General features: G+C 35.8%; 20 protein-coding genes. 10 read left to right on the top strand and 10 right to left on the bottom strand.

Features of this window, described 5'->3' with window-relative positions; translation table 11 throughout:
* Positions 1-200: 200 nt before the first annotated feature.
* The gene (locus ACIQ1H_RS12060) at positions 201-521 is read left to right on the top strand and encodes a YflT domain-containing protein (protein ID WP_402889015.1); all 321 of its coding nucleotides are present in this window, start codon (positions 201-203) and stop codon (positions 519-521) included.
* A 367-nt stretch (positions 522-888) separates the two neighbouring features.
* On the opposite strand, the gene ACIQ1H_RS12055 is transcribed toward ACIQ1H_RS12060, so the two are convergent.
* On the bottom strand, positions 889-1,464 hold the full coding sequence (locus tag ACIQ1H_RS12055; protein ID WP_402889013.1) for a dihydrofolate reductase family protein: 576 nt from the start codon (positions 1,462-1,464) through the stop codon (positions 889-891).
* 353 nt (positions 1,465-1,817) lie between these two features.
* Between ACIQ1H_RS12055 and ACIQ1H_RS12050 the strand changes: the two genes are divergently transcribed.
* Positions 1,818-2,912, top strand: a complete 1,095-nt coding sequence (locus ACIQ1H_RS12050; RefSeq protein ID WP_402889012.1) for an NADH-dependent flavin oxidoreductase — start codon at positions 1,818-1,820, stop codon at positions 2,910-2,912.
* A gap of 526 nt (positions 2,913-3,438) precedes the next feature.
* On the opposite strand, the gene ACIQ1H_RS12045 is transcribed toward ACIQ1H_RS12050, so the two are convergent.
* Positions 3,439-3,768, bottom strand: coding sequence for a four-helix bundle copper-binding protein (locus tag ACIQ1H_RS12045; RefSeq protein WP_173478164.1), 330 nt, complete (start codon positions 3,766-3,768; stop codon positions 3,439-3,441).
* A 521-nt stretch (positions 3,769-4,289) separates the two neighbouring features.
* Between ACIQ1H_RS12045 and ACIQ1H_RS12040 the strand changes: the two genes are divergently transcribed.
* Positions 4,290-4,610: a YflT domain-containing protein gene (locus tag ACIQ1H_RS12040; protein WP_402889010.1), complete on the top strand. Its 321-nt coding sequence runs from the start codon at positions 4,290-4,292 to the stop codon at positions 4,608-4,610.
* Between the two features lie 129 nt (positions 4,611-4,739).
* On the opposite strand, the gene ACIQ1H_RS12035 is transcribed toward ACIQ1H_RS12040, so the two are convergent.
* Positions 4,740-4,964: a hypothetical protein gene (locus tag ACIQ1H_RS12035; protein ID WP_402889008.1), complete on the bottom strand. Its 225-nt coding sequence runs from the start codon at positions 4,962-4,964 to the stop codon at positions 4,740-4,742.
* 401 nt (positions 4,965-5,365) lie between these two features.
* Between ACIQ1H_RS12035 and ACIQ1H_RS12030 the strand changes: the two genes are divergently transcribed.
* From ACIQ1H_RS12030 to ACIQ1H_RS12015, 4 genes are all read left to right on the top strand, one after another.
* Positions 5,366-5,725, top strand: coding sequence for a GntR family transcriptional regulator (locus ACIQ1H_RS12030; protein WP_402889006.1), 360 nt, complete (start codon positions 5,366-5,368; stop codon positions 5,723-5,725).
* 3 nt (positions 5,726-5,728) lie between these two features.
* A complete protein-coding gene (locus tag ACIQ1H_RS12025; RefSeq protein WP_402889004.1) occupies positions 5,729-6,595 on the top strand; it encodes an ABC transporter ATP-binding protein in 867 nt (288 codons plus the stop codon).
* A complete protein-coding gene (locus ACIQ1H_RS12020) occupies positions 6,592-7,287 on the top strand; it encodes a hypothetical protein (protein WP_402889002.1) in 696 nt (231 codons plus the stop codon). The genes ACIQ1H_RS12025 and ACIQ1H_RS12020 overlap by 4 nt, the downstream gene beginning before the upstream one ends.
* Before the next feature lie 64 nt (positions 7,288-7,351).
* The gene (locus ACIQ1H_RS12015) at positions 7,352-8,071 is read left to right on the top strand and encodes a CPBP family glutamic-type intramembrane protease (protein ID WP_402889000.1); all 720 of its coding nucleotides are present in this window, start codon (positions 7,352-7,354) and stop codon (positions 8,069-8,071) included.
* A 161-nt stretch (positions 8,072-8,232) separates the two neighbouring features.
* Here the strand turns inward: ACIQ1H_RS12015 and ACIQ1H_RS12010 are convergent, their stop codons facing one another.
* The 4 genes from ACIQ1H_RS12010 to ACIQ1H_RS11995 form a co-directional block, all read right to left on the bottom strand.
* The gene (locus ACIQ1H_RS12010; protein ID WP_402888998.1) at positions 8,233-9,357 is read right to left on the bottom strand and encodes a Gfo/Idh/MocA family protein; all 1,125 of its coding nucleotides are present in this window, start codon (positions 9,355-9,357) and stop codon (positions 8,233-8,235) included.
* Positions 9,358-9,386: 29 nt separating this feature from the next.
* Complete coding sequence (locus ACIQ1H_RS12005; protein WP_217270247.1) at positions 9,387-10,217, bottom strand: carbohydrate ABC transporter permease; 831 nt, start codon at positions 10,215-10,217, stop codon at positions 9,387-9,389.
* Positions 10,217-11,107: a carbohydrate ABC transporter permease gene (locus ACIQ1H_RS12000; protein WP_402888996.1), complete on the bottom strand. Its 891-nt coding sequence runs from the start codon at positions 11,105-11,107 to the stop codon at positions 10,217-10,219. The genes ACIQ1H_RS12005 and ACIQ1H_RS12000 overlap by 1 nt, the downstream gene beginning before the upstream one ends.
* A gap of 182 nt (positions 11,108-11,289) precedes the next feature.
* Positions 11,290-12,627: an ABC transporter substrate-binding protein gene (locus tag ACIQ1H_RS11995; RefSeq protein WP_173478157.1), complete on the bottom strand. Its 1,338-nt coding sequence runs from the start codon at positions 12,625-12,627 to the stop codon at positions 11,290-11,292.
* Between the two features lie 967 nt (positions 12,628-13,594).
* On the opposite strand from ACIQ1H_RS11995, the gene ACIQ1H_RS11990 reads away from it, so the two are divergent.
* On the top strand, positions 13,595-15,700 hold the full coding sequence (locus ACIQ1H_RS11990; RefSeq protein WP_402888993.1) for a sialidase domain-containing protein: 2,106 nt from the start codon (positions 13,595-13,597) through the stop codon (positions 15,698-15,700).
* A 74-nt stretch (positions 15,701-15,774) separates the two neighbouring features.
* Here the strand turns inward: ACIQ1H_RS11990 and ACIQ1H_RS11985 are convergent, their stop codons facing one another.
* Both ACIQ1H_RS11985 and ACIQ1H_RS11980 read right to left on the bottom strand, forming a co-directional pair.
* Positions 15,775-15,951, bottom strand: coding sequence for a hypothetical protein (locus ACIQ1H_RS11985; RefSeq protein ID WP_402888991.1), 177 nt, complete (start codon positions 15,949-15,951; stop codon positions 15,775-15,777).
* A 159-nt stretch (positions 15,952-16,110) separates the two neighbouring features.
* Positions 16,111-16,551 carry a DUF4362 domain-containing protein gene (locus ACIQ1H_RS11980; RefSeq protein ID WP_402888989.1) on the bottom strand — a complete coding sequence of 147 codons (441 nt, stop codon included), beginning with the start codon at positions 16,549-16,551 and terminating at the stop codon, positions 16,111-16,113.
* 95 nt (positions 16,552-16,646) lie between these two features.
* Between ACIQ1H_RS11980 and ACIQ1H_RS11975 the strand changes: the two genes are divergently transcribed.
* Together ACIQ1H_RS11975 and ACIQ1H_RS11970 are read left to right on the top strand one after the other, a co-directional pair.
* On the top strand, positions 16,647-17,186 hold the full coding sequence (locus ACIQ1H_RS11975) for a DJ-1/PfpI family protein (RefSeq protein ID WP_402888987.1): 540 nt from the start codon (positions 16,647-16,649) through the stop codon (positions 17,184-17,186).
* Between the two features lie 284 nt (positions 17,187-17,470).
* On the top strand, positions 17,471-17,803 hold the full coding sequence (locus ACIQ1H_RS11970) for a CotD family spore coat protein (protein WP_173478152.1): 333 nt from the start codon (positions 17,471-17,473) through the stop codon (positions 17,801-17,803).
* A 51-nt stretch (positions 17,804-17,854) separates the two neighbouring features.
* Here ACIQ1H_RS11970 and ACIQ1H_RS11965 read toward each other — a convergent pair whose 3' ends face one another.
* A complete protein-coding gene (locus tag ACIQ1H_RS11965; RefSeq protein ID WP_402888985.1) occupies positions 17,855-19,417 on the bottom strand; it encodes a sensor domain-containing diguanylate cyclase in 1,563 nt (520 codons plus the stop codon).
* Between the last annotated feature and the right edge of the window lie 533 nt (positions 19,418-19,950).

The raw sequence follows: 19,950 nt of genomic DNA, 5'->3' as shown, positions 1-19,950 counted from the left end.
AGCTTGTTGGCATTCATTTGCCTCAAGCTGTTCTTCCTTTTGACAATCATGAAACTGTTTACTACTGATTATTGCATTTACTACCTATTAGTTTTTAAAAGCATAAGCCTCACCACATATAGAAGGTGACTTTTTCCATGTTTTATTTATTCAATTTTGTGGAATAGATTAAATGTGAACATAAATAGGAGGGATATATTATGACAGTCAAATTAACAGTAGAAAACGTCGTACAGGCGAAACAAGAAGTGGAGAAATTAGAAGCGCAAGGATATCTTCGAGATAACATTTACATCTTTGCACACTATGAAGATCGTGAAGATGACATTAACGAAGCACTAGGGACAGAAGAAGCTGGTATTAGCGAGCAAGGGTTCCTGACTTCTATGAAGAACTTGGTGAATTCCCGTGGAGATGAACTCCGCAATAAGTTAGCTTCTGTCGGATTAAGTAAATCGGAAGCTGCTCAATACGAAGAGGAACTGGATACAGGAAAATTAGTCCTAATTGCCAATAAGTAAAAACAAACCCAGGAATCCAATCCTGGGTTTGTTTTTCATTTTACAAGCCCTCCTCATATTGCTTGGACTCTGTATTCCAGATGGCCTTGCAACCAATCAGAATAAAAACCCATCCTTCTTTATTGGAATATGGCCCTTTAATGAAAACGAGCGCTGATTCTTGCTACAAAATCGCGTCCTTATATGCAAGACTTGATTTCAAGATAATACAATTACAATTTCAAAGTTTGTCTATCACCCGACAAACTGAATTAGACTAACTCGTAAAAAAAGCAGTGACAGACTAGGAACTCGAAAGACCTAGACTGCCACTGCCTTTATTGTGCTAACGTAATCCTGTTAGCGTAATCTATTTTAGGTGACAAGGTCATCTAACCGTCTGGTAAACGAGACCTATGGCTCCAGAATCAAATGTCTTGTTTTCGATAAGTTTAAGATTGACCTTCTCCTTGAGACCTTGGAATAACGGCAACCCGCTGCCGACCAGGACGGGAGAAACCGTAATTTTATACTCATCAATTAAATCAAACTGCATAAGGTAGTGTGCGAATCTAGGACTTCCGAGGATGACCATATCCTTGCCTGGCTGCTGTTTGAGGTTCTTGATCTCTTCCTCGACATTTTCTTTCACCAGACTGGAATTGTTCCATTCGACTTTCTCCAGCGTCGTGGAAAAAACGATTTTGTCTGTCTTTTCGATCCACTCGGCATGATTCCGTTCGTACTGCGAAGCTGATGGGTTCGAAGGCACAGATGGCCAGTAACTGTGCATCATCTGATAAGTCCCGCGTCCCCAAATGACAGTGTCGGCAGTACTCAGAATTTCTTTCGCATGTTTCTCCAAATCAGAATCGTAGGAAACCCAACCAATGTCCATTTCACCGTTTGGCCCTTCTACAAAACCGTCAAGCGATGTGTGCAGAAATAGAACAAGTTTTCTCATTTTCAGTTCTCCTTTGTTCATGAGGGATGTCACATTATACTTTGCAGTTTTCATTAATGTCATGTGCAAAGTCAAGTATAGCACACATAACAATCAATAATTTCTTCTAGATTGCAAAATCTCTTTATTAAACAATTTGGTCCTAAAATAAAAAAACACCCATTTCTACATGAGTGTCTTAATTGAATGAAAGTTCTTTACTTCATGTGACCATCTAAATAGTGATTTAACACAACGACCCTTATGTTCTACTGCTTTTTACTATGATTCAGGAAATAAAATATAGTAGTCAAGCGCAATCTTTGACTTTTAAATCCGATAAATTTACTCTTGTTTTAGAAGGAGTGAATAACATGACAACTTATTTAACACCATTTACTTTTAAAAACGGCGTCACAATTCGTAATCGTTACATGATGGCGCCAATGACAACTTACTCAGCAAATGCTGATGATACAGTATCAGATGCGGAGATTACATATTACCGTGAGCGCTCATATGGCGTCGGTATGGTGATTACAGCATGTGCGTACGTGATTCCTAATGGGAAAGGCTTCCCAGGTCAAATATCTGCGCATAGCGATGAATATATTCCGAGCTTAAAACGTATTGCTGATGCGATTCACGATGGTGGAGCAAAAGCAATTTTACAAATTTATCATGGTGGACGCCAAGCAGTACGTGACCTTGTGCCAAATGGCGATGTCGTAAGCGCAAGTGAAACCGTTGCAGCAGATGGCGGTGTGGCTCGTGCATTAACGGTAGAAGAAATTGAGGAAATAGTCTTTGCATTTGGTGAAACGACACGTCGTGCTATTGAAGCAGGATTTGACGGTGTGGAAATTCACGGTGCCAATACGTATTTATTGCAACAATTCTTCTCAGGCTTTACAAATAAACGTACAGACAGTTACGGTGGCTCTGTTGAAAAACGTATGACATTTTTATTAAAAATCATCGATAGTATAAACCGTGCAAAAGTGCAATATGCTGATGACCAATTTATCATTGGTTATCGTTTTAGCCCAGAAGAGCCTGAAGATGACGGTATCACTCTAGATGAAACGATTCAACTTGTAGATCGTTTAGCAGATGAAAAGCTCGATTACTTACACATTTCATTAGGTGATTTCCGTGCAGAAGCGCGTCGTTATAGCGGTGAAAAAGAAAACCGTATTAAAATTTTAAAACGCGTGATTGACGGTCGTGTACCGTTGATAGGCGTTGGTTCTATTTATTCACCAGAAGATGCGAAAGAAGCGATGGAAACAGGTGCTGATTTACTTGCACTAGGTCGCGAGCTATTAATTGAACCACACTGGGTAGAAAAGGTAGCAGCTGGTGAACCAGTAATTACTGAAATGGATATGAGTCGTGATAATAACATTCCAGAGCCGCTAATGAACATGATGAAACGTAATGTTGGTTGGGTGCCAGGCGTAAAATAATTGTAAAAAAAGGAACATCTAAGACGAACTGACCTAACATGCAAAAAACAGTAGCTTAATATTGGTATAGTTAGGGGTTTGATCATTGAAACAGGTAGAACTAGTATTATTTATTGATACTGTCCTATCTGTTTTTTATTATTTTATCAACGAGATTTTATATAGGCTACCAAATCAAAATCAGGTAAAATTCAATAAAATATTGTTATTCAATAACCTGGTCGATGGCTTTAAATGTTCTCCTGACTGTATCTGTATGAAGTACTCTTTTAATTTTTCTGTATTAAATCCTAAGGGGGGCCTTCCCCTATTATTTCAGGAAAGCGCCAGATTGTGGATTATCATTTTACATTCAAAGGTGCTGTAAATGCCGTTTGCTTTAAATCTTGAGAACGAAGCCGAAACTGTCCACATATGCTTAATATGCAAAAAAACAAAAAGACGCCCAATAATTGGACGTCCCCGCTCCCGCTCGTGAAAAAATACTTAATGCTTGGATAAAGTATCTTTCAAGTAAGAAAAGAAATTAAGCAGCTAGCTTTCTGCAAGCCTCTGCACATTTGAAACAAGCTTCTGCACACTGCTGGCAATGTTCATGATCATGTTTCTTACACTCATTGCCACACGCCTCGCATACTGTCGCACATACTGATGCAAGCTCTGAAGCAAATAGTGTATTTCGTGCTAACGCCTGCTCTAAAAAGTTACAGATATCTGCACATTCTCGGTCTAATCTGATGCATTCAGCCATCATCTTTACATCGTCTTCCTTTAGACAAGCATCAAAGCAGTGATTGCAGGCAGCCATACATTGGTGTAAAGCCTGGATTAATTCTTGGTGTTGTTCATGTGACATATTCTATTCCTCCTAAATTTTAAATGGTACTCTCTATACGTATACCCCTACAGTGTATCTCTAAACATAAAATTAAATAACGGATGAAGAAGAGGACCTTTTGGGGATAGTTCTTTGCTTACGTTGTAAATCCGTATAAATTTGGCTATACCCCTTATTCTATAATCTGGTCCTTTAATGAAAACGAGCGCTAGCTAATTCACTCTGCATAATCTTGAAAAGTACTATTGTAAATATTGGACCCTATCACTAAAAAAGGCACAACAACAAATACATCCGTATCCTTTAAATAAGCTGCATACACACTACGACTATCGCTTGAGAAATTTTTGAACATGGATCCGTTCGCAGCAGTGGTTGAAGTAAAGCTTGATGATGAACAAGGGATCATTGCGTTTACTACCTATTAGTTTTTTAAAAGCATAAAGCCTCACCACCTATAGAAGGTGACTTTTTCCATGTTTTATTTATGCAATTTAGTGGAATAGATTAAATGTGAACATAAATAGGAGGGATATATAATGACAGTCAAATTAACAGTAGAAAACGTCGTACAGGCGAAACAAGAAGTGGAGAAATTAGAAGCGCAAGGTTATCTTCGAGATAACATTTACATCTTTGCACACTATGAAGAACGTGAAGATGATATTAACGAAGCACTGGGAACTGAAGAAGCTGGTATTAGCGAGCAAGGGTTCCTGACTTCTATGAAGAACCTGGTAAATTCCCGTGGAGATGAGCTCCGCAATAAGTTAGCTTCTGTCGGATTAAGTAAATCGGAAGCTGCTCAATACGAAGAGGTACTGGATACAGGTAAATTAGTCTTAGTTGCCAATAAGTAAAAACAAACCCGGGAATCCCATCCCGGGTTTGTTTTTCATTTTACAAGTCCTCCTCGTATTGCTTGGACTTATAATGTTTTCGAGTTGTTCATTCGTATTCTATTAAGTGTTAATGACACACTAACATACTTAAAAACTAAAAAGAGCCATCGCAATAATTAACAAAGATCCTATTATAAGAACCAGTCCCCAACCATTTTTTCCTTTCATTTTATATTCTTCAATTCCCATAATTGCAAAGAGAATTCCAAGCAATAAAGATGATATTGGAGCATATGAAAAATCCTTTGTCATTAATCCGTACATTGAAATCGCTACTACAATTAAAGCTAGCATTACTTTGATAATTTTCAACTTAGTTCCCCCCATTGAGGACAGACTTTAGTTTTAGTTCAATTTATAACTTTATATATTTTAACATTAATCCGTAATTATGAAGTATATTGTTACACCACAATCTGGCACGATTGTTGCAGATTTAAAGCGTAATATAATCCCTTACTAAATAGTAGAACGGGATTATATTTATTTTTTTGAAAAAGGATAATTTATTCTAAAAAAGAATATTTGCAATGCCATAATCTTGGTAGTCCTGTCCATTTTCTTTTCCATAACAGTAAACCTTATTTACTGATTCCAACTTTATTTGCTCCGCACATTTAAAGAATAATTTACCAACTATAAATTGACAATTTTATTATTACGTTGTATGGTTAGTTACATAAGTAATGAACCGATTAACTAGGAGGTGGATTGTGATTTATTCTTTAAGCAATGAAAAACCAATTTTCCAACAAATTCGTGAACGGATTGAAGATGCAATACTTGATGGGCAACTACAATCTGAAGATCGCATTCCATCGACAAATGAATTTGCAAAAGAATATCAAATTAATCCTGCAACTGCAGGAAAGGGCGTGAACGAATTAGTGGAAAAGGGTGTCATTTATAAAAAACGAGGTGTAGGTATGTTTGTTAGTCCTGACGCACGGAAAATTTTAATAGCCGAACGGAAGGAAATTTTCTTTACTCAACATATTGAACCATTAAAAAAAGAAGCAATCCGTTTAGGTATCTCAGATGAAGAATTACAAAATATGTTACAGAGGGGATAACGTATGAAGATCGATGTGAGTAATGTAAGTAAGTTGTATAAGCAAAAGTATGCTTTAAAAAATGTATCATTTACTCTAGAAGGGCCTAAAATTATCGGTTTGTTAGGTCATAACGGCGCTGGTAAAACAACATTTCTCAATCTATTAGCAGGGCTTATTGCAACAACTGAAGGACAAATTTGTATCAATGGCGAGAATGTTTTTAATGCTCCCGTGATATTGCGAGACATTTGTTATGTCGCTGAGAGTAGGAATTTTCAAGAAGATATGACAGTTGCGCAAAGTTTAAAGGCCAATAGTTTTTTCTATCCAAAGTGGGATAGTCAGCTTGCAAATGAGCTGCTGCAAGTGTTTGCTCTTCATCCAAAATATAAGGTGCGCAATCTTTCGAAAGGGATGGTCTCTGCACTCGGTATTATAACAGGGTTTGCTAGTAATGCAACAATCACGATATTTGATGAGCCCTATATTGGATTAGATGTTGCCGCAAGAAATACATTTTATGATTTATTAATAGAACAACAAATAGAAAATCCAAGACTATTTCTTTTATCGACACATTTAATAGATGAAGCTAGTGAATTGTTTGAGGAAATTCTTATCCTGCACGAAGGTGAAATATTGCTTCAAAAAACCGTAGAAGAATGGGAAAAATATATCGTTGCAGTTAAAGGAAGCACACAAGATGTCGAGCTCGCAATCCAAGAATTAGAAGTAATTTACATGCACACTTTTATGCAGGAGATGACCGCCATTGTATATGCTGAAGGTCATGTTATTGAAGGAGATAACATCACGCTAGAAAATGTATCTTTACAAGACCTATTAGTGTATTTAAGTAAGCAGCAGAAAGCGAGGCTAGCGAAATGAAAACAGTACAAGGGAGCTTATACGTTCTATTTCAAAGCTATAAAAAAAGTAATATTATTTTTTGGATGATTGTGTTTTCTATCGTCAGTCTATCATTTTTCATCGACGCCTTTTTTGGACAGTATGTATCCTTTGCTATGACGATTTCAATACCTGTCTATATTTTTTATAGTGTTAAGGGAGCGAAAATTTTAAATAACACATTGCCATATTTTTTGAAGCTTGGCTTAAGTCGTATGCAGTATATGTGCAACGTTGGCTTGTTTTTCATCGTCTGGAGCCTTGCTGGTGCATTTATAATTTCTTGTACACATAAAATCATAACCCTCATTTCTAACCTATTAAATTATGACAATATGATTATTGTCCACCCTATTTTATTTTTCAGTAATTCTTATTCATTTTTATTAACTATGTCGATGGATACCGTGTTACTTCTATTCTGTTTAACTTCAAGCTTGCTTTTAAATGTCATATTTTACCGATTCGGAATATTAGGTGGCTATAGCTTTATTGGATTACTTGCGTTGATTCCGATCATGATGGTTATTTTCGAATGGTATACACCGCTATTTGAATTAGTTTCGAACACTTCTGCTTTTTCTATCATCGCTAGCTTACTAGTTATTATCATTTTCATCTATATCTTAATCTCTAGTGCGTTACGAAAAGCTTCTGCAATCTCATCATAAAACGGTACATTCAAACATTAAATAAAGAAAAGTAAAATCATTAACTTTGAAGGGAATCGACGAAATGAAAAAAATCATTTTGAAAATTATTGCTTTAGAAATGCTTCTCATAATTTTTTATGTTGTAAATGGGGCATTCGTATCCATTCAACAGCCATCAAGCCCTTTTTTACAATTTGCTTTGTTGATTCCGTTGGCAATTGGCCTCTTTCTTTATATTGCTATCAAAAAGAAATGGCGCCATTACTTCTTTATTGGCATCAATAAAGAAAATATTATCGTATACTCACCGCTCCTTATCGTGTTATGTGTTATTTTAATTGGGACAAAAGGTTTGAGTTTTGCATCATTTAGCGATTTACTACTTATGTTTTTGATGCAAATGTTGATTGTTGCGTTTATTGAAGAAACTATTTTTAGAGGCATCCTACTTCGTATGTTGCTACCTAAGGGAACCTTTGTTGCGGTATGGATTTCGAGCATACTGTTTGGCATCACCCATGCATTGCAGCTAATTGGGGGGCAATCTATTGAGGATACAATCATTCAAATTATTTATGCACTCCTAGTAGGTCTCGTTCTTTCGTTACTAATTATTGATGGCCAATCCATTATTTTGACGATTCTCTTCCATGGTTTGAATAATTTCTTTAACTTTATGGGAAATGCAGAAAGTTCTATGCTAACTGCGTATATTATCATTTTTGTCCTATTTGTTTATATGTTGGTTTTATGGCGACGTGTTAAGAAAAAGGCAGCCATCCAACCGTTGCCAACTTTATAATCTTATAAAATAGCACCTTCGATGAGGAGGTGTTTTTTGATTAAAAAGATACAGATTGTTGTTGTGAAAGGAAAAAGGAAAAGGGCATTACTAAGGGCATGTCCTGTAAAGGATGCCCGCTACTAATGCCCGAATCAAATCATTTTATTCAACATTAAAAATTACTTTTGATAAACACCTTTAGATGTAATCTCGTCAACACTAACTTTTCGATCTTCATTCAATGACAATGTAAGGGCATCTGCTGTCGCAATAGAGGCTCTCGCTGCAGTACCGTCCAATAGAGGAATAAATTCTTCTTCTACCTCTGCACCTTGCATAATGCTATGGAAATACTTCATTTCTTTTTCCATAATCGAATTCAGCCACATTGGTGGTGTTTGATTTGGTTTACCATAGGCAATCGCTTGATCAGACTTTAACCCACTATAGATTCTTGTACGATCCTCATCTTCTTCTTTCGATTCATGCAGTAAATATCTTTCTTCTTTTTCTGGCGTTTTTAAAATGACTTTCACATCTTGCAAATCAATTAAAATGGCACCTTTCGTTCCTTGGATTTTTACAAAATGATCGCTCCATCTAAAGGCAGATCCATATTGTAATGTTGCAAATCGTTTATTTTCAAATTCAAGCGTGATTAGCAGCATATCATCTTCATCACCAAATTGTTCCCCTTGATGCGCAACATTTCCGCCAACCATAGATACACGTTTAGCTGGACCCATTAAAAACTGAATAAAATCAAGTTCATGAATATGATGATATAAATGACCGCCTGAAAGTTCTCTTTGCTTTTTCCAGCTTACTTCTTTTTGTGCTTCTTCCCAGCCATTTCGTTCTGCATGGCAGAAAAGAATTTCGCCAATTTCACCTTCATTAATCAATCTTTTCGCTGTACGTACCCCGTTCATAAAATTCATAACATGCCCTGCCATAAACGTCACGTCGTTTCGCTTCGTAGCTTCAATCATCTCATTACAATCTTCATAGGATAAAGCAATTGGCTTTTCACAAAATACATGTTTGTTATTTTGAGCAGCACTTAACACGGGATGCTTATGAAATCCATTAGGGGAAGCGATAATAATCGCATCTATATCTGAACGTTGACACAATGCCTCAACATCAGGTTCAACTTCACACTGTAGCTCTGCAGCTACCACTTCTGCATTACTTGGATCATATACCGCTACAATTTTTGCATCTTCTAAACGGTTTAGTATTCTTGCAAGACCAGCGCCAAAATAGCCAGTCCCTACTACTCCATAGTTGATTTGACTCATAATTAATCTCCTCTCAATTTAAACAATTATTATTTTCCTGCTCCATCCGATAAACCGCCTGCAATCTTATTTTGGATAATCATGAAGAATATAATAGAAGGTAAAATGACAATTACCGATGCGGCCATCATTTCTCCCCAGTCCAAAACTTCTGAGCCTGTTAAGGAATACAATGCCACTGATATAGGCATCTTTTCAGAACTATTTATAAGAAGCAAGGCAAATAAAAACTCATTCCACGTATTGATAAAAGTATAAATAGCAGTTGCCACCACACCTGGTGCTACAATTGGCAGCACGACTTGCAAAAAGGTGCGCACTATTCCAGCTCCATCTACCTTTGCCGCTTCCTCTATTTCTAGCGGCACAGTTTGAAAGAATCCAATAAGCATCCATATCGCATAAGGAATGGAAAAGGAAAGATATGTGATAACTAGTCCTGTCCATGTATTTACTAAACCTACAGATACGATAATAATCGAATATGGAACAGCCAAAAGGATAGGCGGGAACATATAAGTAGTAATTAAAATTTTTGTCATTTTCTTTCCAGCCTTTGGAAAGAAACGAACAATGCCGTATGCCCCTAATGCGGACACTACGATGGTAATGAAAGTCGCTGAAAATGATACTAATAAACTATTTTTTATATTGGTAGTAAACGATAAGTCATTTAATACTCTGAAATAGTAATCAAATGTTATATTTTCAGGAAAGAATGAAAGTGGATTATTAGCCATTTCCCCTGAGGACTTTACTGACGATAAAATAATCCACAGTAACGGGAAGACCGACACGATGGCTAATAAAGTCAAATAAATATAATTCAATGTTGTAGATAGTTTGCTTTTCCCTACCATTATCGATCCTCCCTTTCCCATTTATCGAGTAATTTAAAGTACAAGAAACAAATACCAAGTAAAAACAATAATAGAATGACAGTAATGGCAGAAGCGACACCAAGCTGCTTCATTCCCCACCCAGCTTTAAATGCAAAGATTGGCAGTGTTGTCGTAATATCTGAAGGTCCCCCACCAGTAATTAAGTATAGGATATCAAAGTTATTAAAGACCCAAATCGTTCTTAAAACTAACAGTAACCCTATAACGACACGAATATGTCGAAGCGTAATATGCCAAAATACTTGGAAGGAGGATGCCCCATCCATTTGGGCTGCTTCATACTGTTCTGATGGAACCGTTTTTAAAGCTGATAAAATATTTACCATAAACAGTGGTGCACCAAACCAAATATTGATTAATACTACAACGATAAAAGCTAAATCTGGATTAGCCAGAAAGTTAATATTTGCCTCTGTTATTCCGAGCTTCGTAAGTAAATTAGGTATAAAACCGTATACATCGTTTAGAATATACTTCCATGAAAAGGCAATGACGATTGCTGGAAATGCCCAAGGAATAATCAATAAAGTTCGGTAAAGTCCCGTGAATTTTGGAATTCTATTTAAGGCTAACGCAGCAGTGAAACCAACAAATAATTGCCCTGCTAACGACAAAACAGTCCATTTGATTGAATTGAGAAAAGCCCTATAAAAATCTGGATTAGTTAAAACAAATTTGAAGTTATCTAACCATACAAAATCATAAAATGGACGGATTAAATTTTTCGAAGTAAAACTAAAATAGATACTCGAAAAAATCGGATAGATTAATAGTAAAATAACGATTAGGACAGAAGGTAAAACGAACAGCATACCTGTCCAATTAAAAGACTTTAGCTTTTTTTCCATGTCACGTCTCCTTTCCTGTTATGTAAAGACCTGTTACTGCAGTTACACTTTAGCTAAATTGCTTCCACTTTATTTCAAGACATCACACATTTAATAAGTGGAGAACTACTGCGAAACAAGTAAAAAAACAAACGCTCTCATCATTTATGAGAGCGTCGTAAGTTGTGTAGTCCGAGCTCTGCTTATTTACCTAACATCTTAAATAAGTCATTTAATTCCTTTTCGGCCTTTTCCGCAGCTTCGTTTACAGGTACATCTTTTAGCACAATATCTTGGAACATTTTCTCAATAACGCCTTGGCTCACGATAATACCTGATTGTAAGGTTGGACCATTCTCCATACCGATTGCAGTCCCTTTATCCACGGCTGCGCTAATTACTTTAACGGCATGATCAAATTTCTGGATTGTCGGATTATTTAAGAATGCTGGGTCCTCCGCAATGTCTTTTAAAGCAGGTAACATACCCGCTGGTACTGAATGTAAAAACTTAATGTATTCTTCTTTTTCATATAAGCTTTCTACAAATGCCTTAGCAATTTCAGGATGCTTACTATTTTTCCACACTACAACTGGAATGTTTGATGTTTCAATTCCGTTTTCTGGATCATTCGCATTTATTTTTGGCATAGGTGCAGCATCAATTTTATCCAGCAACTGTGGAGAATTCGTTTCTACTCCGCCGATTTGGAAACCGCTATTAAAGTCAAATGCAGTTTTTCCTTGATAGTATAAATTAGCCTGATCTAATACTTTGTAATTGACTGAGCCTTCAGGCGATGTCGTTTTATACATATTGATCCAATAATTGATACCATCAATTGCAGCTTTACTTGTTAAGTTTGCTTTTCCATCTTTCGTTATTAACGTTTCACCAGCAGAACGCACATAAAAATTGAGGAATCGTGTTGCCATCATGTCGCCAGATCCCATCGGCACTGATAATCCATACACATCAGGCGCATTATTTAACTTTTTAGCAGTTTCATATAGCTCGTCCCATGTTTTTGGAACTTCCAATCCTGCTGCTTCTAATAAATCTTTTCTATACCACATAACTTGGGCATGAGAATACAATGGTATCGAGTAATTATTTTCATCCACTGTTCCTTCTTGTAATGGAGCTTCATAAAAACGATCTCTACCGATGTTATCAATGACATCATTCAATGGTACAAGCGCATCAACATCGATTAATTCAACGACATGGTTTGGTAATGCTGTACTCACATCTGGAACTTGTCCAGATTGCAAACCTGTCGTCCATTTCGTATAAAATTCAGGCCATGCAAACGTTTCAATTTTTATTTTTACTTTCGGGTGTTCTTTCACAAATGAATCTGCAGCTGCTTGCATAAATTCAAGTCTCGGCCCTTGTGTAAAGGAATGCCAAACTGTAATTTCTCCTTCAAATTCCCCTGAAGAACTTTGGCTGGTTGTAGCTTCTTTTTCTCCACTGCTACAAGCAGTAATAATCATCATAGCTAATACGGCAAAAAGCACTAACAATTTCTTTTTCATTCAAATACCTCCCATTAAATATTTTTAAGTATGAAAAGAACAAATTTATAACAATGCTTGTATTACGATTAGCAATTGCTCCATCGATTCAATTAGTATGTAATTCCTTGCTGGAATTTCTTCAATGGAGCACTTACACTTCCCACGAGAAAATAGAATGCACCAATACCCGTTTTAATTTCTATCAACTTCTTACTAGATAGATTAGGTATGCCATAAGACTGAACTTTCAGAAATATCCAGTTAAAGGAAAACGTGTAACGCCATACATTCCTTTGTTAACGATGTTCCTAGGTATGCAAATCATGTAAGTTTTTATTTAAGATCCAAACTCCACTAAACTATCGTTCCCATTTCTCTGACAGTAGAAGACATGCATACCCCATCGTCATAACAAGCATAAAAAGCTGGAAAAATTCATTTTAATCTCTCTAATGTCATTTTTCACCCTCCCAATATTCAAATTTATCTGTTACCGCTTTCAACTGAAATATACCAAATTAAAATTTAATTGTAAATAATTTTCTTTATATTTTAAATTTTTGAAAAAAAAATCCACCAAAGTTCAGCATCTTTTCATCCATTGCTTTTAAGGAAAATTGTAAGCAATGTATGGTTTCATAGCGTTTTTTGTATGAATAATTAGGTGCTTTTATTAAGTATTTATTAAAAATGTTAATGTTGAGAATTTTCGGAATATATGTATAATTCACTTGTGTACGCATTTCATTTGAGAAAAATATACTCCTATTTCGCATTATGTAGGTCTAAACACTTATTACTCAATATGTTTCATGCGTTAATTTTATATGGAGGTGGTACTATTCATTTTTGTGTTTTTACTGTAAAAACACAAAACAAATCTAGTAACTTACAGCTAAAATGTTCTAACTTTCGCTTTACAAATTTAGCCTGTACGAGTATAGCGTAAATCTTGGACAATCTAAAAATTATGAGGAGGCTTAATATGAAATATCCTTTTAAAGTAATCGGTATCTCTACACTGCTTTTAGGGCTAGGCTTTAGCCAAATAAGTCCAACTTATGTAAGTGCAGAATCTAATGTTATTAGTAATCAAGTGCAATCTGTTAGTACACCCATTTTTGAAAGAAATAATATAGTGTTAAATAACCAAGGTTTAGATGTGACGAATGACCTACAACAAGCTCTGACATCTGATAGTTCTACAATAATTATTAAGTTTAAGTCTAATAATCAAAATGCATTACAAGCTTTGTTTGGCATATCAAATAAAAATACTGGTTATAAAAATAATTATTTTGATATTTTTTTACGAAATAACGGTGAATTGGGTGTTGAAGTTAGAGACGCTAATGCAAATATAAATTATTTGATTGCAAGGCCTGCATCGCTATGGGGCAAGGACGAGAATGGAGAAGTGTCTAACACGATAGCATTTGTTTCTAACGCACAACAAGGTAGTTACGCGTTGTATGCAAATGGTGAAAAAGTTGTAGAGAGTAAGGTTTCATTGTTTAAAGCGATTAACAACATTACTGGCGCAAATTCCATTGTTTTAGGTGGCGTTAATCGAGCAGGGGCACTAGACTTTAAATTTAATGGCGAAATAGAGTCACTCAAAATCTATAATGAAGCACTACCTGATGCCCAACTACTAAATGACACAACCAATGCGACTACGGACAATTTGATTTTCAAGGCTGGGGATGCAACAAAAGCAAATTATTTCAGAATTCCTGCTATATATACGCTAAGTAATGGCAGAGTTCTGGCAAGTGTGGATGCTAGATATGGAGGGACACATGATTCTAAAAGTAAAATAAATATTGCTACCTCTTATAGTGATGATAATGGGGTAACTTGGTCCAATCCCAAACTAGCCTTAAAATTTGATGACTATGCAGAACAAACAATTGATTGGCCTAGGGATGATGTAGGAAAAAATATTCAGATAAGTGGTAGTGCTTCTTTTATAGATTCCGCATTAGTACAAGATAAACAGAATAATAAGGTCATTTTAATGTCTGATTTTATGCCAGCAGGAATAGGAAATCAGAATGCATTAAAAACGGATTCAGGCTACAAATCTATCAATGGACAATTCTACCTAAAATTAAAGTATGGCTCTGAAACTGCCTATAATTATTCGATTCGTGAAAACGGTGTAATTTATAATGATACTTCAAATACACCAACTGAATATAGTGTGGATAATTACTACAATTTAAAAAAGAACAATGAATATTTAAATGTGGAGCAGTACTCTGTTAAATTTGAAAATGGTAATCTCATTGAGTACAAAAATGGCAATCAAGTGAAAATGAATATCTTTTATAAAGATTCCATCTTGAAAATTACACCTACAAATTATATTGGATATACGACAAGTGATAATACAGGGGAAACTTGGAATGCACCTGTATTATTACCGCCATTCCTTGGAGTAAATTCTAACGCTTCGTACTTAAGCCCTGGACAAGGTTTGGTCTTAACAGATACGAATCGTATAATTTTTTCCTCATATGCAAGTAAGCAAATGGTATATATTATTAGCGACGACAATGGACAAACTTGGACACATAAAACCGCTCCACTGCCGTTTACTAATGCCACGGCTGAAGCACAAATGGTGGAAATTCAACCAGGTGTTATTCAAACGTATTTAAGAACAACAACAGGTAAAATCGGCTATATGACGAGTTTAGATAGTGGAGATAGTTGGAGTGAAGTGAAATATCTCGACATCGTGCAAAATACCTCTTATGGTACACAACTGTCAATTATTAAATATTCTCAGCTCATAAATGGCAAAGAAGCAGTAATATTAAGTACGCCGAATTCCACAAATGGCCGAAGAAATGGACAGTTATGGGTAGGTTTTATTGATAAAGCTACAAACACAATCGACTGGAATCACAAGTATGATGTCGATTATCCACAATATGGCTATTCGTATTCCGCACTTACCGAGTTACCAAATCATAAAATTGGCTTATTGTATGAAAAATACGATGCGTGGTCTCGAAATGAGTTACATTTAAAAAATGTATTAAAATACACTACTTTAACTATTGATGATATTATGAATTAACTCAACTATTCTTGATTCATCGAGACGGAGTATAAGCATGTCAAGGCGCTTTTAAAGCCCTTGACATGTTTTAACTAATTGGTAGCTCCTATTATTTGAATCAGTTTGCCATTATGTGCATTTATCACGACTGTTGGATTTCTATTATCAAATTGCAGCATAATCACCCATTCTTTACGATTAAACATTCGATTTAACATGCCCGTTTGATGATGTAATTGAGTATTTATTTGTTCAGCAGTCAGTTCCATTACATTCACATTCAATTGCGCAGTATATGTCTGTTGAGGAGGATTATTTAAATACATTTCTGCCTTTAAAACGGCATCTTTAGTATCTAAAATCTATCTCCCTTGTTCTCATATATAATTGCCGTTTCCCCGATTTTTATGGTGATTTCTTCGCCCCTCTCAGCGATCATCTACCTGGAATAAGGAATAGTCCATATTGTCTGAACAACCTGCAATATAGTATTCTATTTCCCCATTTACTTTACCTTTGCTCGTTATCCCTGTACAAATTTCAGTTTTAATTCCTTTATCTTGTCCACCAAAAGCATCATTTGTATTATCATATGCATATTGAATGTTCTCTCCATCATAATGTAGATCCATAAAAATAGGATCACCTTCGAGTGTATAAGATGTCACCCGAATAGTATCTTCTTGCTGCTTTGATATACTCTGCAAAAATTGCTCAAAACGCTCCAAGTTGTGAACATCACTCGGCGTAACGGTAATATCCCCTTTTTCGATGGCATCTGCTGTACGATAAGCACTACTTTTTGAACAGCCAGTTAAAACAAGTATACTTATAAAAACAAACGTTAAAAATACACCCTTTTTCATCATCGATTCCCTTCTTCTTTTTTTATATTATACAACTAATTTTCAATATATTGTAAAATAAATACAGTATCCTTAAGTATATTGGAGATGTGATAATCGTGAAAAAAACTGCCGTATTGTTATACCCCTTGTTTAGTGAATATGAATTAAGTGTAGCATTATCAATATTAATGCAAGGTAATAAACCAATTGTAACGGTTGGTTTAAATAATAATAGTATTAAAGGAGAATCAGGTTTATCTTGTTTAACGGATATACAATTGAGCGAAGTCAAATTAGAAGAGTTTGATAGTCTGTTATTACCTGGCTGTTTGGACATTATGACATTAGTAGATGTGCAAGAGCTAATTGATTTTATTCGAAAAATGAGTGCTAACGGGGCAATCATAGCTAGTATTTCAAGTTCTCCTTACCTTTTAGCTAAAGCTGGTGTCTTGAAGGACAGAAACTATACGGTTGGCTTATCACTTGATGGTATGAAGCAATTAGGGGTTTTTGATCTTACCTATTACTCTGATGATTTAATTGTCCAAGATGGTCCGATTATTACTGCAAGAGGAAGAGGTTTTATTCAGTTTGGAATCGCTTTTGGGAAAGCGTTACAGCTTAATTTTGATGAAAATTGGTATCGACCATAAAATAAAGGATAGTTCTTTCGCCAAGCTATTGACGAGAACTATCCTTTTTCTCTAGGCATTTCCATATCTACAATGAAAAAGGATTTTTCACTTTTTGGCTGGATGCATCAAAAATGATTTAGCCTTTCATTATGACAATTAAACATTGTATGGCACGAAATTTCATTACTTTGTGGCAGTTAAGAGATTTAACTAGCCCTTAATAGGCATACAAATAGACCACTTAGTCTTACATCTCATATGTTAATTATGAACCACAACTTATCAAAACAGGAGGTAATAACATGTTTAATCGTAAGCGTCACCATGGAAGAGGACCACAATGCTGCCCACCACAAACAATGCCAACACAATTTGACCCGCCACAATTTTTACCACCAGAGCAATATGTTCGCACAAATTATATCCATACAGTTGTACCACACGTTCAGCCAGCACATATTACAACAGTTAACAAACATATCATTGATCATCAATACTACTTCCCATGCACTGAAAACGTAGTAAATGAATGCTGTGAAAACCACACACTATGCGGTATGCCACACAATCACTGCCATATGCCACAGCACCATATGGGTCACCATAAACATATGGGCATGGGTATGGGGTATTAATTTTTTGTGCGATGAGACACTTTTGTCTCATCGCTTTTCTCATACATTACCCTATTCTTTTCCCGCAATCTTCACTTGGTTTCGCCCCGCCTGCTTAGCAAGATACAGTGCACCATCTGCCGCTTCCATTAGTGCTTCTGTCGTACTAGCCATTTTGGGATACTCCGCAACCCCAGCTGATAACGTGACTGGACGTCCACATGGACTATGCGAGTTTGCTAATTGTTGTCTTAAATGTTCTGCTACAATTGTCGCTTCTTCAGCAGACGTATTAGGCAATAAGATAATAAATTCCTCACCACCATATCGACAGCAAATATCGTGTTCACGGGCAACAGCTTTCATATTTTTTGCTAAAAATTGCAGTACTTTGTCTCCTACTGCATGACCATACGTATCATTAACGCTCTTGAAGTGATCCAAATCAAGTAAAATAATCGAATGCATCATATGTTTTTTGTGCCATTCAGATAGCATGGCATCCATTGTTCGTCGGTTTGTTACTCCAGTTAAAGGATCTGTTGTTGATTGGTCTTTAAAATAGGAAACTTGCCCTTGTAAAAAGGATAAACTACGGATTAGTGCACTTTTTAAATAATACGCTTCAAAGTACCAACTGCGTACGGATTTTAACCCTTCTACATTTCTTGAATCTAAACTTTCTTCTGTTAATGTTGCTAATTGTTGCAATGGACGAGCAATCCTCGCCGCTGTCCATAGTAAAATGATGATAGATAAAAGCATAAGTGGAATAGCCTTAATTGCAACACTTTGTACACGATCGAATGAAGGCTCTAACGCTACATCTAACGGTCTTTGAGAAACGACTCCCCAACCTGCTAGCGGCACTGCACTATAGCCTGCCAGCATCTCTACCCCTTTTGTATTCGTAATTAGCTTCGCGCCATTTTTTCCAGAAACCACTTCTTGTACAGCTTTATTTTTTATTACAACATCATTAACGCGAGATGGGTCTTGATGGTAGATAATACGTCCGTCCGAATCCACCACAAAAACATACGAACCGTCGTGATAATAATGCTCTCCTAACAGCAAATTAAATACATTTTTTTCCTTCAAATAAATTGTGCCAGCTACCATTCCTAAGTATTCATTTTCCGCTGAAAATATAGGATATGAAATAAAGATAATTAGTCTTCCAGTAATACCTTCATACGGTTTGGATACAAGGGGCATTTTTTTAGATAATGCCTCTTTCCCACCTTCAGAGGTTAAATACTTTCCTTTAACATCAACAGAAGGCGGTGATACTGACAATACTAAACCTTCCGCGTTGGACACAATAACTGAGTTAAACATATTATTTTGCATTTTTAATCGGTCTGTTTCCCGATCTAAGGCAGCCTCATCATCCATTATTGATTCTATATTGCTCGCACTATAACCTAAAATTTGAAAGGCTTCTTCTAAGTATGCAGTTGCGGTAGTAGCCAATTTTTGTGCATATACACGATTGGTTTCAAGCGAATTTTCCTTTATCGAATCAACATTCATGCCATAGCCACTCCATAAGCTACCGATACTTGTCAGGAAAAATGCTGCCATAGCTAAACCCATTATTAAATGCTTTAGCCTTAATTGTGTTGATTTCATTGTTTTTTATTACTCCTATTTATGTATTTTGCCCATCTTATAACTTAAGTTTAAAGACTCACTTTCCACTATCTATTAAAACACAAATTTCATTTGATTTTACAAATTTCTTGTATATATTAAAAGTATTTGTAAAAGATGTGTTGTTAAAGACCTATACTTTATTTGTAAAACTAAACTTTCAATCATTTTTCTGGTTTAAATATACAACTATAAACTCAATATTTTATGATTTTTAATATATTTCTCTAACTTAATGTATATATTTACGATTATTGATATCGCTTTTACAATTTAATACGTTATTTGGAACTCAACTATTCTATTATATAGCAACGGGAATTTATGTACGAGATGATTATTCCATTACATTGGAGTGAAGAGCGGGCAACTCCTGCTCAGAACGCACAATACGTAAGACGCGGGCATTCCTCGCGTTAGCGAGGGGTGCGGCTTACGATGTGCCGTGGAAAGCGACCGCCCGTAACGGAAATCAACGGCAGTAGTCTTCACTTATATTAATTCTAAATAAA

The sequence above is a fragment of the Lysinibacillus sp. NPDC097279 genome (assembly GCF_044761745.1).
In the GTDB taxonomy this organism is placed as follows: Bacteria; Bacillota; Bacilli; order Bacillales_A; family Planococcaceae; genus Lysinibacillus.
The sequence above is the reverse complement of the archived record's forward strand: the minus strand, read 5'-3'. Positions and strand labels throughout refer to the sequence as shown.

Excerpts from the sequence above, each read along its gene's own strand:
- ACIQ1H_RS12060 (WP_402889015.1), top strand. The coding sequence starts at position 201 with ATGACAGTCAAATTAACAGTAGAAAACGTCGTACAGGCGAAACAAGAA.
- ACIQ1H_RS12055 (WP_402889013.1), bottom strand. The coding sequence starts at position 1,464 with ATGAGAAAACTTGTTCTATTTCTGCACACATCGCTTGACGGTTTTGTA.
- ACIQ1H_RS12050 (WP_402889012.1), top strand. The coding sequence starts at position 1,818 with ATGACAACTTATTTAACACCATTTACTTTTAAAAACGGCGTCACAATT.
- ACIQ1H_RS12045 (WP_173478164.1), bottom strand. The coding sequence starts at position 3,768 with ATGTCACATGAACAACACCAAGAATTAATCCAGGCTTTACACCAATGT.
- ACIQ1H_RS12040 (WP_402889010.1), top strand. The coding sequence starts at position 4,290 with ATGACAGTCAAATTAACAGTAGAAAACGTCGTACAGGCGAAACAAGAA.
- ACIQ1H_RS12025 (WP_402889004.1), top strand. The coding sequence starts at position 5,729 with ATGAAGATCGATGTGAGTAATGTAAGTAAGTTGTATAAGCAAAAGTAT.
- ACIQ1H_RS12020 (WP_402889002.1), top strand. The coding sequence starts at position 6,592 with ATGAAAACAGTACAAGGGAGCTTATACGTTCTATTTCAAAGCTATAAA.
- ACIQ1H_RS12015 (WP_402889000.1), top strand. The coding sequence starts at position 7,352 with ATGAAAAAAATCATTTTGAAAATTATTGCTTTAGAAATGCTTCTCATA.
- ACIQ1H_RS12010 (WP_402888998.1), bottom strand. The coding sequence starts at position 9,357 with ATGAGTCAAATCAACTATGGAGTAGTAGGGACTGGCTATTTTGGCGCT.
- ACIQ1H_RS12005 (WP_217270247.1), bottom strand. The coding sequence starts at position 10,217 with ATGGTAGGGAAAAGCAAACTATCTACAACATTGAATTATATTTATTTG.
- ACIQ1H_RS12000 (WP_402888996.1), bottom strand. The coding sequence starts at position 11,107 with ATGGAAAAAAAGCTAAAGTCTTTTAATTGGACAGGTATGCTGTTCGTT.
- ACIQ1H_RS11995 (WP_173478157.1), bottom strand. The coding sequence starts at position 12,627 with ATGAAAAAGAAATTGTTAGTGCTTTTTGCCGTATTAGCTATGATGATT.
- ACIQ1H_RS11990 (WP_402888993.1), top strand. The coding sequence starts at position 13,595 with ATGAAATATCCTTTTAAAGTAATCGGTATCTCTACACTGCTTTTAGGG.
- ACIQ1H_RS11985 (WP_402888991.1), bottom strand. The coding sequence starts at position 15,951 with ATGGAACTGACTGCTGAACAAATAAATACTCAATTACATCATCAAACG.
- ACIQ1H_RS11980 (WP_402888989.1), bottom strand. The coding sequence starts at position 16,551 with ATGATGAAAAAGGGTGTATTTTTAACGTTTGTTTTTATAAGTATACTT.
- ACIQ1H_RS11970 (WP_173478152.1), top strand. The coding sequence starts at position 17,471 with ATGTTTAATCGTAAGCGTCACCATGGAAGAGGACCACAATGCTGCCCA.
- ACIQ1H_RS11965 (WP_402888985.1), bottom strand. The coding sequence starts at position 19,417 with ATGAAATCAACACAATTAAGGCTAAAGCATTTAATAATGGGTTTAGCT.